This window comes from Pseudoalteromonas sp. OFAV1, assembly GCF_021532595.1.
In the GTDB taxonomy this organism is placed as follows: Bacteria; Pseudomonadota; Gammaproteobacteria; order Enterobacterales; family Alteromonadaceae; genus Pseudoalteromonas; species Pseudoalteromonas lipolytica_C.
In genome coordinates this window covers 1-14000 of the sequence record NZ_JAKGBG010000001.1, presented here as the reverse complement: position 1 = coordinate 14000, position 14000 = coordinate 1, and the positions used below count along the sequence as shown (strand labels likewise).

The 14000-nt window shown below is 41.3% G+C and carries 13 protein-coding genes and 2 rRNA genes; 8 read left to right on the top strand and 7 right to left on the bottom strand.

Features of this window, described 5'->3' with window-relative positions:
- Position 1 precedes the first annotated feature (1 nt).
- Entirely contained in the window at positions 2 to 1387 is a 1386-nt protein-coding gene (locus L1267_RS00075; protein ID WP_138558581.1) for an ATP-binding protein, read from the top strand.
- The gene (locus L1267_RS00070; protein WP_138558580.1) at positions 1388 to 2329 is read left to right on the top strand and encodes an alpha/beta fold hydrolase; all 942 of its coding nucleotides are present in this window, start codon (positions 1388 to 1390) and stop codon (positions 2327 to 2329) included.
- Here L1267_RS00070 and L1267_RS00065 read toward each other — a convergent pair.
- On the bottom strand, positions 2308 to 3216 hold the full coding sequence (locus L1267_RS00065) for a cation diffusion facilitator family transporter (protein ID WP_135923537.1): 909 nt from the start codon (positions 3214 to 3216) through the stop codon (positions 2308 to 2310). The two genes, L1267_RS00070 and L1267_RS00065, sit on opposite strands and share 22 nt — an antisense overlap.
- A gap of 100 nt (positions 3217 to 3316) precedes the next feature.
- Between L1267_RS00065 and trmL the strand changes: the two genes are divergently transcribed.
- Positions 3317 to 3781, top strand: a complete 465-nt coding sequence (trmL, locus tag L1267_RS00060) for a tRNA (uridine(34)/cytosine(34)/5-carboxymethylaminomethyluridine(34)-2'-O)-methyltransferase TrmL (RefSeq protein ID WP_054550977.1) — start codon at positions 3317 to 3319, stop codon at positions 3779 to 3781.
- 281 nt (positions 3782 to 4062) lie between these two features.
- Positions 4063 to 5760 (top strand): putative bifunctional diguanylate cyclase/phosphodiesterase, encoded by a 1698-nt coding sequence (locus L1267_RS00055; RefSeq protein WP_205994297.1) that lies wholly within the window; start codon positions 4063 to 4065, stop codon positions 5758 to 5760.
- Between the two features lie 187 nt (positions 5761 to 5947).
- Here L1267_RS00055 and gpsA read toward each other — a convergent pair whose 3' ends face one another.
- The 4 genes from gpsA to L1267_RS00035 are packed head-to-tail and all read right to left on the bottom strand — an operon-like array spanning position 5948 to position 8206.
- On the bottom strand, positions 5948 to 6955 hold the full coding sequence (gpsA, locus tag L1267_RS00050; protein ID WP_135923535.1) for an NAD(P)H-dependent glycerol-3-phosphate dehydrogenase: 1008 nt from the start codon (positions 6953 to 6955) through the stop codon (positions 5948 to 5950).
- A gap of 3 nt (positions 6956 to 6958) precedes the next feature.
- Positions 6959 to 7444, bottom strand: a complete 486-nt coding sequence (secB, locus tag L1267_RS00045) for a protein-export chaperone SecB (RefSeq protein ID WP_235381741.1) — start codon at positions 7442 to 7444, stop codon at positions 6959 to 6961.
- A 39-nt stretch (positions 7445 to 7483) separates the two neighbouring features.
- Positions 7484 to 7741: a glutaredoxin 3 gene (gene grxC, locus L1267_RS00040; protein ID WP_135923533.1), complete on the bottom strand. Its 258-nt coding sequence runs from the start codon at positions 7739 to 7741 to the stop codon at positions 7484 to 7486.
- 33 nt (positions 7742 to 7774) lie between these two features.
- A complete protein-coding gene (locus L1267_RS00035; protein WP_235381740.1) occupies positions 7775 to 8206 on the bottom strand; it encodes a rhodanese-like domain-containing protein in 432 nt (143 codons plus the stop codon).
- A gap of 192 nt (positions 8207 to 8398) precedes the next feature.
- On the opposite strand from L1267_RS00035, the gene gpmM reads away from it, so the two are divergent.
- From gpmM to L1267_RS00015, 4 genes are read left to right on the top strand one after another with little or no spacing between them, the layout of a single operon-like run.
- The gene (gene gpmM, locus L1267_RS00030; RefSeq protein ID WP_135923531.1) at positions 8399 to 9943 is read left to right on the top strand and encodes a 2,3-bisphosphoglycerate-independent phosphoglycerate mutase; all 1545 of its coding nucleotides are present in this window, start codon (positions 8399 to 8401) and stop codon (positions 9941 to 9943) included.
- Positions 9944 to 9946: 3 nt separating this feature from the next.
- Positions 9947 to 11086 (top strand): murein hydrolase activator EnvC family protein, encoded by a 1140-nt coding sequence (locus L1267_RS00025; RefSeq protein ID WP_135923530.1) that lies wholly within the window; start codon positions 9947 to 9949, stop codon positions 11084 to 11086.
- 35 nt (positions 11087 to 11121) lie between these two features.
- On the top strand, positions 11122 to 12387 hold the full coding sequence (locus L1267_RS00020) for a S41 family peptidase (RefSeq protein WP_235381739.1): 1266 nt from the start codon (positions 11122 to 11124) through the stop codon (positions 12385 to 12387).
- 35 nt (positions 12388 to 12422) lie between these two features.
- Positions 12423 to 13181, top strand: a complete 759-nt coding sequence (locus L1267_RS00015; protein ID WP_235381737.1) for a divergent polysaccharide deacetylase family protein — start codon at positions 12423 to 12425, stop codon at positions 13179 to 13181.
- A gap of 500 nt (positions 13182 to 13681) precedes the next feature.
- Here L1267_RS00015 and rrf read toward each other — a convergent pair.
- Positions 13682 to 13796 (bottom strand): 5S ribosomal RNA (gene rrf, locus L1267_RS00010).
- 124 nt (positions 13797 to 13920) lie between these two features.
- A 23S ribosomal RNA gene (locus L1267_RS00005) occupies positions 13921 to 14000 on the bottom strand; the annotation flags it as partial.

Here is a 14000-nt window from a genome sequence, read left to right as displayed (position 1 = left end):
CATGACACCTCCTAGTTGGTTAAAGCACCCACGTCACTACCTATTTTTAAAAATCTTTGTATGGTTTTGGATTACCGTGCTGGCCACTATTACCCTACTCGTTTTTTTGAGTCAACTAACCAGCAATGTAGGCAGTGATAATCTACGCGGCCCGATGCTAAAAAACTTGCAGTACACTGCAAAAAGTATTGAGCGGATAGTTGCTAAACATGGCAAATCAACGCAAGAAGTATTATCCCATCCGCGCTTTTCAAAGCATAAATTGCTGTACTTAAATGGTGACGTACATGGAGTTGAAATGCTCAGTGAACCTATCTCTAAAGACATTGACTTAAGTTTGCTTAACTTTACTAAATACATGAGCCCACAAATTATATTTACCGATGAGTATCAAGCTTATGGGCCAATAGAATTAAATGTACCCGAAGGTAAGTTTTACCTCTATGAGATTGACGAGAAACGCAAAAAGCCGTTTTTCGTTAGCTTATGGCTAATGCCAACGTGGTTAAAGCTATTTATCGCTTTAATTGCATCATTAATGCTCAGCTTTTTCTTCAGTCGCAACTTAATTGCACCTATTAATAGCTTAAAAGAAACAGCAAAAAAACTCGCAAATGGTAACTTAGCAGCCCGAGCGGATGTATCGTCCACTCGACAAGATGAACTTGGTGTACTCGGGCGTGATTTTAATGCTATGGCAATACAGCTTGAACAACTTATTACGGCTCAAAAGCGATTACTAGCAGATATTTCTCATGAGCTGCGTTCACCTTTAACGCGCTTAAAAATGGCAACTGGCCTTGCGCAAATGCAGGCTGATGATACCCAACAGGCCTATTTAGAGCGTATCGAAAAAGAGGCCAACCAGCTTGATAAAATGATTGCCGATGTACTACAAGTGTCACGGTTAGAAGCGAAGAGTCAGACCCTTTCATTAAGTACGCAGTCACTACAAATCATAGTCGATCACGTACTTAACGACGCCCAATTTGAAGCCAAACAAAGTAATAAAGTATTGCGTGTTAATGGTGCGCTCACAACCGATATTCGATGTGATGAAACCTTAATTGCCAGTGCGCTTGAAAACGTGCTTCGCAATGCAATTAAGTACGCAGAGCACACCATTTCAATTAACCTAGAAGAGTCTGATGCTATTTACATGACTATTTGCGACGATGGTAAAGGTGTTGATGAAGCAAACCTTGCAAGGCTGTGTGAGCCTTTCTTTCGTCAAGAGCATGCACGCGATAGAAACACCGGTGGTACAGGTTTAGGGCTTGCAATTGCAAAGAATGCGATCTCTGCACATGATGGTACACTAACACTTGAAAACCAAGAACATGGTGGACTTTGCGTTAACATCCGCCTTCCTTTAAAGAGTCAGTAAATGTTTTATAGCACTGAAGCTAGCCTTATAAATAACACAGATCACATCAATCAGTTTTTTTCTGAGCAATTACAAAAAGACTTTCTTAGCACGAATCATGGTCAGCTTTATTATGGTTATGCCATACCTGAGCAAGCAAATACAGCTGTCATCATTAGTAGTGGCCGAATTGAGTCTTTGGTTAAGTATAAGGAGTTACTGTGGGAACTTTATCAAAATGGCTGTGCGGTTTTTAGTGTTGACCACCAAGGCCAAGGTCGCTCTTATCGTCATTTAAAAAACGCTCATAAAGGCTATGTAAATCGTTTTACTGACTATGCAGATGACTTTGCCGTGTTTATTGATAAAGTGGTAAAGCAGCACTGGCAAGGAAAGCAGATTTTACTCGGCCATTCAATGGGGAGTGCCATTGCCTATGATTACCTCTCGCGTTATCAGCATCAGTTTTCAGGTGCTTTTTTATCCGCGCCAATGTTTGATATTCACACCAAAGGTACACCAAAGCCTTTAGCAAAACTGGCAGCTAAAATTGCATCCTTACTTGGTCTTGGCCGTAGTTACGCATTTGGCCAAAGCGACTATTTGCCGGTCGACTTTACAGCCAATGAATTAACCAGTAGTGAAATTCGCTATAAGCTGTTTAGGGAACTTTATGCAGCAGAAGATGATTTACAACTAGGTGGCGTCACCTACGGCTGGCTCAATGCATCGTTTGATTTTATTGCTTCTTTAATCGATAAAAAAGTCGATATTCCTTTATTTATCGCAAGTGCAGAGCAAGATACCGTGGTCGATAATGCTGCGCAATTTGCACTTACCCATAAACAGAAACATGCACGATTGAAAACCTACGTGGGTGCTCGCCATGAACTATTATGTGAACGCGACGAGATAAGACAGGCAGTACTCAGCGATTTTTATCAGTTTTGTGACTCTGTTTGACGAGACTTCTGAACGACTGAGAGCGGGTCTAGGTGAACTAATATATCCATCTCACATGCAAAATGAGTTTGGATCATTACCTCAACTTCATCAGCAACTTGATGAGCACGAATGAGCGATAGTGAATCTTCTAGCTCCAAATGCATTTGAATGAATTTGATCTTACCGCCTTGGCGGGTACGAATATCATGTGCGCCATAAACATCTCGATGACTATTTACAATGGCAAGAATCGTTTCTTTTTCTTCATCAGGAAGCTCTTTGTCCATCAGATGATCAGCACTTTCACGGGCAATATCCCAACTGTTATAAAGTAAATAAACCGCGACGCCAATTGCAAACAGAGGATCTGCATACGCAACACCGTATTTAGCCAACACAATAGCCAGCAACACAGCTAGATTTAAGATTAAGTCACCTTTGTAATGAATTGAGTCAGCTTTAATTGCGATAGATTCTGTGTGGTTAATCACTTTGGTTTGTACAAATACCACCACTAACGTACAAACAATCGCAAAAATACTTACCCAAATACCTAAATCAGAATGCTTTAAGGTAACAGGGTTGAATAAACGCTCAATACCATGGAACGCTAAAAAACAACCAGAACCGGCAATGAATGCGGCTTGAGCAAGGCCAGCTAATGCTTCCGCTTTACCATGACCAAAGCGATGATCATCATCCGCTGGACGTAATGCATAACCTAGCACTAAAAAGCTCATTAAAGATGCAGTGATGTCCATCAGTGAGTCGGTTAATGAGCCAAGCATAGATGCTGAGCCTGAAGCAAGCCATGCCCAACTTTTTGCGGCAATCATCAAGCTGACCATAGTGATAGTCACTAAACTAGCTGTTTTAACCCAAAACTCATAACTGCGATGTTGCACAAAACTTACCTTTAGATATTAACAGTTGTCAGTATATCATCTTTTTATTTGAGTTCGTGTATACTCACCTACAATTGATATTGTTTAAAAAGAGAGTCACATGCTTGATATAGTGTTATACCAACCAGAGATCCCACCTAACACTGGAAATATCATCCGTTTATGCGCAAACACTGGCTACGCCTTACATCTTATTGAACCTCTTGGCTTTGAATGGGATGACAAGCGTGTAAAACGTGCAGGACTTGATTATCATGAATTTAGTCACGTACAACGTCATGCTTCGTTCGAAGCATACCTAGAAAAATGCCAACCTAAGAAAGTCTATGCATGTACGACTAAAGGCAGTCAGTTTCACCATCAAGCACAATACCAACCAGGTGACTGTTTAGTGTTTGGTCCGGAAACTCGAGGCCTACCTGATGAGCTCATTCAATCTTTACCTAAAGAGCAACGAGTACGTATCCCGATGCAAAAAGACAGTCGAAGCATGAACTTATCTAATTCTGTGGCTGTATTTGTATATGAGTCTTGGCGTCAACTTGGCTTTGTTAATGGCCAGTAAGTTATTGAAAAAACGTTTTTAATAAAAACACACTAATTATTTAGCATTACCATTTTTTATGAACTAACCTAAATAGGCTGGCTTGTTCCTAAAGATGGTTTTAAATGCGCCCTTTTCATATTTTATGTTGCTCGACCTTGCTGATGCATCTTCCATTAGGTAAAGCATCAGCTGCAACAACCTTGCCCACGCAAGCTTCTAATTTTCCATATATCATTCTTCTGGCCTTCATTATCTTATTACTTTTGGCTTGGCTGTTTTTTTATTACAGAAATAAAAAAATGATATTCACGGATGCGTTATTGTCTAAAGCAAAAGATGCTATTTGGATAACCGACGAAGACTTCAATATCATTGAGATAAATGACGCTTTTTCTGAAATTACTGGCTATCAAAAAGTCGATGTTATCGGCAAAAAGTTTAAGGCGCTAACTCAAAGCGGTCGAGACCAACAGCTTGAAGCAATCATTCTCCAAGAGTTAGAGCAAGATGGTTACTGGTCTGGCGAAATGTGGAACATTCGTAAAGACGGTCAACCTTACGCTCTGGCTTTATCAATCACCAAAGTAATAACCTCATCACTGACTAAGCCTACTGTTCGCTATGTTGGACTGTTTTACGATATCACAACTCGTAAAAATACTGAGCGCAGTATGCTTAAGCTCACAACAAAAGATACTGTTACAGGATTATCGAATCGTGCTATTTTTATTGAATCTCTTGATAAAGCAATCAAAGCATGTAACGACACTTACCCGAGTTTACTCATCGTATTTATTGACATCGATAATTTCAAAAAGATAAATGACTCTTTAGGTCATACCTTAGGTGATGTGTTACTCAAAGAGGTCGCGTGCCGCTTAACAGCATCGCTCAATTCAGGCTTCACAATCGCCAGACTAGGTGCAGATGAGTTTGCAATACTTGTTCCTCCATACCTTTATTCAGGAAAAACGATATTCTTTGCAAAACAAACTGTGGATACAGTTCTTCAGCAATTCAAAACACCTTTTATGCTGGATAATTTTGAAACTTCATTATCTGTATGTTGTGGTCTCGCTATTTATCCAGACAATGCTTATAACTGCGAGAACCTGATGCGCAGTGCGAATAGCGCATTAAATCATGCAAAAAAAATAGGCCGAAATACATACCAGTTTTTTGATAAAGATCGCCACACACTTGACCCAACCGAGTTAACGAAAGAAAGCGCTCTGTTTAAGGCAATTACCAATAATGACTTTGAGCTTTACTTTCAACCTAAGTTTGATGCTCAACACAATCGTCTGCATGGCTTTGAAGCCCTAGTTAGGTGGCCTCAAGATGATGGCAGTATTATAACACCTGACGAATTCATCCCTCTTGCAGAACAAAATGGTGCCATTATCCCACTAACACAATTACTAATAGAGCGGTTACTAAAACAACTATCTAGCTGGCAAAAGCAAAATATACGGTTTGGCAATGTAGCCATTAACATTTCTGCTTTACACTTTCAGCACAGTAGCTTAATAGACACATTAATAGAATACTTAGGCAAGTTTGATGTGCCAGCCTACTGCTTGGAGTTAGAAATAACAGAAAGTGCAATGATGGATAACCCTGAGTTTGCCCTTCAGCAAATGACACGTATAAAAGCGCTTGGTGTTAACATCGCCCTAGACGACTTTGGTACAGGGCACTCATCATTAAGTTACCTGAAACGGTTTCCTATCGACACCCTAAAAATTGACAAATCCTTTGTCAAAGACATCGCTCATAACGATCAAGATAGAAACATCACGGCAACTATTGTCCGCTTGGCAAAGTATCTCGGTATTAATATTATTGCCGAGGGCGTTGAAACCCAAGAGCAGGCTTACATGTTACATATTATGGGTTGCCATTTTCAACAGGGATTCTATTACAGTAAGCCTCTTAAAGCTGAACAAGTGGTCGATTTCATTAATAAAAACAAGTTAAACAACCAACTTAAGTAATACCTATTCGCTTAATTAAGTGAGCTATTTTGAGGCAACAAAATCTGGTTAATAACAAGGCTAAGATTTAGTTTTTTAGATCTTTAAAAGAGAAGGTATTAGTACCTCACATTGCGAGCAGTTATAAGTTGTAAAAAACAAAAAACGCGATTACTAATCGCGTTTTGTTTTAAGTGCGCCAGTATCATTACTCTGACTTTTGCTCTCGACCAAGCAACGCCATCGCAGCTTCTTTTACATCTTTATTTTCATAAAGCACTTTGTAAATTTGCTCTGTGATCGGCATTTCGATGCCGGTACGCTCAGCAAGTAAAAACACTTCTTTAGTATTTCTATAGCCTTCGACAACCTGACCGATTGATTCGATTGCCGCTTCGACTCCTTCACCTTTACCCAGTGCCAGACCAAAACGACGGTTACGCGATTGGTTATCTGTACAGGTTAAGATTAAGTCACCAAGACCAGCCATGCCCATAAAGGTATCTGAACGGGCACCTAATGCACAACCTAAACGACACAGCTCAGCTAAACCACGGGTTATTAAAGCTGTACGAGCATTAGCCCCAAAGCCAAAACCGTCCGACATACCTGCGCCAATCGCAATAACATTTTTTACTGCGCCACCAAGTTGTATACCAATGAAATCATCATTGTTATACACCCTAAATGAGCGGCCACAATGTAAAAGATCAGCCAGCTGCTTTGCAAAATCTTTAGAAGTCGACGATACCGAAATAGCTGTTGGCAAGCCCATAGCCATTTCTTTAGCAAAAGTAGGTCCTGAAAGCACAGCCAATGGAATATTATCCCCAAGCTCTTGTACTGCAACTTCTTGCAATAAACGCCCTGTGTTAGGCTCTAAACCTTTTGTTGCCCACGCAACTTCGGCTTCCTCGTTTAACCATGGTTTTATTTTCTGAAGAGTGCCTGCAAAAGCATGACTTGGTACAACCACTAGAATGATTTTACTTGCTTTTACTGCTGTTTCTAGATCAGCTTCTAGCTTTAGCGACTCAGGAAAGGTGACATCAGGAACATAACGTTGATTTTTTCGCTCAGCTGCAAGCGTAGCAACGTCATCGCTATTGCGCCCCCATAAAGTGACTGGGTGACCATTTCTGGCAAAGCAAATAGCAAGGGCGGTGCCATACGACCCCGCCCCTAAAACTGTAACAGCTGATTGTGCTGTAGTCATAGCTTATGCGTCTGCAGTTGCCTGTTGCTCTTGAGCTGCACGCTGTTGCATGTATTGAGCAAAAAGAACATCAAAGTTAACTGGTGCTAAGTTTAATTGTGGGAAAGTACCACGGTTAACTAAGTTTGATACTGCTTCACGAGCGTAAGGGAAAAGTACGTTCGGGCAGAATGCACCTAGCATGTGTGCAAGTTGTACTTCTTCAACATCAGCGATAGTAAAAATACCTGCTTGTTGAATTTCACAAAGGAACGCAGTTTCTTCACCGATAGATGCTGTCACTGTTAATGCAAGAACAACTTCAAATACACCTTCTTCTAACTTGTTAGAACGAGTATCTAGGTCAAGTTTAACTTCAGGAGTCCACTCTTTTTGGAAAATTGCTGGCGAATTAGGTGTCTCGAATGAAACATCTTTTGTGTAAATACGTTGGATTGTGAATTGCGCGCCTGCTTGTTGTTCTGCTGCGTTTTGATTTTCTTCGTTCATTGTAATTCCTATCTTGAATTCGTTTTTATAATTAAAAAATTAAGCGTTAAGCTTTGCGTCTAAAAGGCCTTGAGCCTCTATTGCCATCATGTCGTCGCAACCACCGATATGTTCATCATTGATGAAAATTTGTGGCACCGTGTAACCACCATTTGCTTTATCGATCATTTCATCGCGTCGTTCTGGATGAACACCAATATCAATGTTCGTATAGTTTACACCTTTACTGTCTAACAATGCCAAAGCGCGTTGGCAGAATGGACAGTATGCTTTTGTGTAAAGAACAACATTACTCATAATAATTCCTCTATCGAGCTGCAACGTAGATATTTAACGGCCTGTCGTTGTTGGTAGGCTCGCTGATTGCCATGCACCCATACCACCTGATAATACATAAACACGCTCATAGCCTGCTTTATGCATAGCAGTTGCGATACCTGAAGCTGTCATGCCTGTAGTACATACAAGTATAATGGGTTTACTCTTGAACTTTTCAAGGCTTGAAAAATCAGATTGTTTAGCTTTTTCCGGATTTAAATGCTCTGCACCCGCAATTCGACCCGAATTAAATTCTTTTTGAGGACGAATATCAACGACTTGACCATCTTCACGATTAATCAGCAAAGTTACTTGTTGTGGGTTAATCTGGCGAATAGCTGAAAATTTTCTTTTAAACCAACTGCTGATCAGCATTGCTACTAATGCTAACCAAATGATGCTCAAAACCGGATGATTTGAGATAAATTCAATATATTGATCCATGCGTTTTCCACTAAGAAATTTAGGTACCACAGCGCATAGCCATGGGTTAATTAAAATTTGCCACGCAAGTATACGTGCTTGAATTGAAAATGCTAGGGCGTGAAATATTTTAATATGACATATTGATAGCTGATCAAAACCATAAAACACGGTATGCTAGTGATATATAAGTGCCAATCTTCAGGAGCTATAATGACAGAGCATAAAAAACCATTGGTATTAATGATCTTAGACGGTTGGGGATACCGTGAAGATACAGAAAGTAACGCTATACTTGCTGCTAATACCCCAGTACTCGATAACCTTTGGGCAACCCGCCCACATACATTAATTTCAGGTTCGGGACTTGATGTTGGTTTACCTGCAGGACAAATGGGTAACTCTGAAGTAGGCCACGTAAACTTAGGTGCTGGCCGTATTGTTTACCAAGATTTTACGCGCATCACAAAAGCCATTGATGATGGTGAATTCGATAGCAACCCAGCACTTGTTGATAATATCGACAAAGCTGTAAATGCAGGCAAAGCTGTACATATCATGGGTCTTTTAAGCCCGGGTGGTGTTCATAGTCACGAAGACCACATTGTTGCAACGATTGAACTTGCAGCCAAGCGCGGTGCAAAAGAAGTTTACTTCCACGGTTTCTTAGATGGTCGTGACACGCCGCCACGCAGTGCAAAAGCATCAATTGAGCGTATCGAAGCATTATTTGCAGAACTTGGCTGCGGCCGTTTAGCAACACTTGTTGGTCGTTACTATGCAATGGACCGCGATAACCGTTGGAACCGTGTCGAGCTTGCTTATGACGTTATGGTTAGTGGCATTGCTGAATACAGTTACACTGATGGCGTAACCGCACTAGAAGAGGCTTATGCACGTGATGAAAACGATGAATTCGTTGCTGCAACTACAGTAGTACCAGAAGGCCAGACAGCTGTTGAGATTAATGACGGCGACACTGTTATCTTTGCTAACTTCAGAGCAGACCGAGCACGTGAAATGACTCGTGCCTTTGTTGATGCTGACTTTAGCGGTTTTGATAAGAAAAAATCACCACAGTTAAGCGCTTTTGTGATGATGACTGAGTATGCAGCAGACATCAAAGCGCCGATTGCATTTGCCCCAGAGCCTTTAACAAATGTATTAGGCGAATGGTTAGAGAAGCAAGGTAAAACACAGCTACGTATTTCTGAAACAGAAAAATACGCACACGTGACCTTTTTCTTTAGTGGTGGTCGTGAAGATGAATTTGTTGGCGAGACTCGCGAACTAATTCCATCACCACAAGTAGCAACATACGATCTGCAACCAGAAATGAACTCTGAAATGCTGACCGATAAGCTTGTTGAAGCAATCGCTAGCGGTAAATACGATGCCATCATCTGTAACTACCCTAACGGAGACATGGTAGGTCACTCAGGTGTATTCGAAGCTGCAGTTAAAGCATGTGAAGCTGTTGACCACTGTATTGGTCGTGTTATAGCTGCACTTGAAGAGCATGGTGGTGAAGCGCTGATCACAGCAGACCACGGTAATGCAGAACAAATGGCTAACCCAGCAACAGGTCAAGCGCATACTGCACACACTAGTGAGCCTGTGCCATTTATCTATGTTGGCCGTGATGCAACACCACATGATGGTAAAACATTAAGTGACGTGGCTCCAACCATGCTTCACCTACTTGGCTTAGAGCAGCCAAGTGAAATGACTGGTAAACCAATCATGACGCTGAAATAAGCTATGAGTAAATGTATTAACCACTTCTTTAAAACTGGTTTAATACTGACTTCATTAGTAACAACTTCGGTTGTTGCTAATGAAGATCAAACCAAAAAAGACTTATCAGACATTCAATCAGCTTTACAAAAAACAGAGGCTGAGCTTAAAGGTCAACGCAAGTCCATTGCTCAAATGCGCAAAGATCTGCGCGCCCATGAGCTCGATATAGCTCAAAATGCCAAAGCATTAAACCTTGCAGCCCAATCGGTTAAAGAAAACGAGCAACAACAGCGAGAACAACAAGCTAAAGCACAGCAGCTTAAAGCTCAACAAGCCAAGCGACAAACCTTATTAGCTGCCCAGCTAAAAAGCGCCTACATGGCTGGTAGCCATGACTATTCAAAAATGCTGCTTAACCAACAAGACACAGCCAAAATTGAGCGTACACTCAGTTATTACAATTACCTAAATAAAGCACGCATTAAGCAAATTGAAGAGCTCAAAGCACTGCAGCAAGAAATAGCTGACAACCAAGCTGAGCTTGAAAAAACGAAACAACGTCTAGTTGCCTTATATGATGAGCAAAAGCAGCGTCAGCAGGCCTTAGTTAAAGCTCAACAAGAACGTAAAAACAACCTCAATAAACTTCAGTCAGCACTCAAAGAGACTAAAAGCTCAATAGACTATTTAAAAGAGAATGAACAAACTCTCATCACAGCCATTGAAGAGTTAGAAAGAGAGCGCAGTGAAAAAGTAGAACTACTAGGTCTTCAAAGCAGTAAAGGAAAGCTAGACTGGCCAACCAAAGGGGCACTACGCCATCGCTTTGGACAACGTAAGCACGGCAACATAGACTGGAAAGGCGTACTCATTAGTGCCAAAGAGGGCAGTAATGTTAAAAGCGTACAGAACGGCCAAGTTGTTTATGCCGATTGGTTAAATGGCTTTGGTTGGGTGATTGCCATTGACCATGGTGATGGCTTTATGAGCTTATACGGCCATGCTCAAACTCTACTTCGCGATGTTGGTGACCTTGTTAGAGAAGGCGAAACAATTGCTTTAGTTGGTCAAAGCGGCGGACAGCCAGATCCTGGTCTATACTTTGAAATACGCCACAAAGGACGCGCAGTAAATCCTGTAAAATGGTGCAGACGCATTTAATAGATTAAATAGCTGCACCCTATGAGGAGCAGCTGATGCTAAACACAACCCTTACATTCAGAGCTATCTACCCAGCCAAGTTTTTTACTCAGCTGTGTTTTATAACGTTAGTTACATTTTTTTGCTTGGTGTTTCAATCATTCCCAAGCATTGCTAAACCCTCGCTTGAAACACTTCATCGTCAACAGTTAAACGAAATACTTTTTAATATTCACACCTATTATGTAGATGATTTGAAGTTACAAAATAGCTTTGTTAGTCAACCTAATAACGACCAAGTGGAAGAATTACTAGAACAGCTTGATCCCTACTCTAAATATCTTAATGAAAATGAGCTCGATGCCATATTTAGCAACACCAATGGTCGCTACACAGGCTTGGGGATCGAAGTTAAAATGGATAATGGACGAGTTTATATCGTCAATACTTTAAGTAACTCCCCAGCAGAACAAGCGGGATTACAAATAAATGATGAAGTTGTTGCGATTAATCATCAGCCTATCATGAATAAGAGTATTGATGAGGTTGCAACGCTGATTCGAGAGAGCGGATTAGACGCCGTCAATGTTTCAATAATGCGAAAAGAATCAACAGCATTAAGCTTTTCAATTAAGCGCCAGCAAATCACACTAGAAAGCGTTCATGGCTACCTATCCAATTCAGGCGTCGCTTTATTAAGCATTAATACATTTAATAATCACACACTGCATGACGTTGCACGTGAACTTGCAAAAATGCAAGTTAATAACAGCTTCCCATTATCTGGTTTAATTATTGATTTACGTGATAATCCCGGCGGCACATTGCAAGGCGCCATAGAGGTTGCAGACTTATTTCTAGACAGCGGCATCATTGTTTCAACTAAAGGACGCTTTAATGAGGCAAACCAGAGATACACTGCGCATAGCGGTGATATTTTAGAAGGAGCCCCTATTGCTGTTTTAATAAATGAAAACTCAGCTTCTGCCGCAGAAATTCTCGCCGCTGCACTTCGCGATAACCAACGTGCAACTTTAATTGGCGAAACATCTTTTGGTAAAGGCTCAGTGCAATCGCTTATTCCGCTAGGCAACGGTAATACAGCATTAAAACTCACCACTGCGCGTTATTATACCCCTCTTGGTCAGTCAATAGATGGTAAAGGGATCACACCTGATGTGAGTATAAATCAAACAATACTTTCAGAAATTAACCAAGACGTTATAATAAAAAATATACAAGAATTGGCGCTTTTTAGTTCACTGCTTGATAGACAGGACAAAAAACAGCTGACAGCAAAACAGTTCGCTATTATGCAGTAAGTAAGCGCACACACTGGATATAATAATTACAAAAAGTGAATCGACTAAAAAGCTTATTAATCGCTGCTTTGTGCTTGCCTCTATTCTGCCAAGCAAAGCAAATTGCCATTGTTATAGACGACATTGGTAATAATCAACGCGATCTAGAGATACTCAACTTACCAGGGCAAGTTACGTTTTCTATCTTGCCCCATACCCCTTACTCACAAATTTTTGCAGAGCGTGCTAGTAAAACTCATAAAGAATTGCTTTTACATGTTCCAATGCAAGCGCTTGATAAAAGCAAAGCGCTTGGTCCTGGAGCCCTCACCGATACTATGACTAAGTCTGAGTTACAAACAACCCTCGGCCATGCGTTAGCATCACTGCCACAGGTAAAAGGGGTCAATAACCATATGGGCTCTGAGCTAACACAGCTTACCGAGCCAATGAAATGGACGATGGAAGTTTTAAAAAAACGTGGTTTGTACTTCTTAGATAGCCGTACAACCAGCCAAAGTGAAGCGCAAAATGTTGCTAACCTGTATGGTGTGGCTAATGTATCTCGTCATGTATTTCTTGATAACAATGTCACCCAAAGCCAGCTACAACATCAACTTGAGGAACTTAAAAGCAAAGCTGAGCACTTCAACTACGCAATCGCCATTGCCCACCCCTACCCAGAAACTGTTACATTTCTTCAGCAAGCACTCCCAGAACTACAACGACAAGGCTTCGAACTTGTTCCTCTCTCACAACTAGTCGAAACCAAATACATTCAACTAGCCAAAGCAGAACAAAGACAAGGGGAGTAAGCGTTATAAACGTGAGTAGCGAGTTAGAAAGGGTAAAGTTTGAGATCTGGCGTAGGTTGGGTAGAGCGCAGCGAAACCTAACACAGTGCTATCAGCTTTCAGCCGTCAGCGATCAGCCGCGCGGTGGAGGTGTTTGGTGCTGCGTCTTCCTCTGCCGGAGGTTCTAGGCAAAGTGTACTTGTAGGAATGGCTTTAGCCGTAAATGTGTTTGTTCTGGTCTGAATTCGGCACTGAAGTGCCTCCTACGGGGGTTGTTGCTGAGGGTGACTCTGTACTAAACAACCACACAGTTCAACTTTACCCTTGCTAACTTGTAACTAGCTAACTCGTGTTGGGTTTCGCTCCGCTCTACCCAACCTACCTGGAGAATGAACAGGGAGTGCTGAGGGAGTCTCTGTACTAAACAACCCCGCAGTTCAGCTGATGTCTGATGGCTGAAAGCTGACAGCTAAAACGCAAAAAAGCCCGACTCTTTCGAATCGGGCTTTCTTTAATTTGGAGCCTGGCGATGTCCTACTTTCACATGGCAAATGCCACACTATCATCGGCGCTGTTTCGTTTCACTACTGAGTTCGGCATGGGGTCAGGTGGGTCCAAAACGCTATTGTCACCAAGCAAATTTGGTTCGTTAATCGCTTTTGCAATTAACTAAAATCTGGAATTCTGATATTAAGTAAATGTCTACTTTAGTTTCTTAACTTCTGTCTGTTACGCTGTCATAAAACGCGTTTGGCGTTGTATGGTTAAGCCTCACGGGTAATTAGTACAGGTTAGCTTAATGGCTCGCACCACTTCCACACCCTGCCTATCAACGTTGTA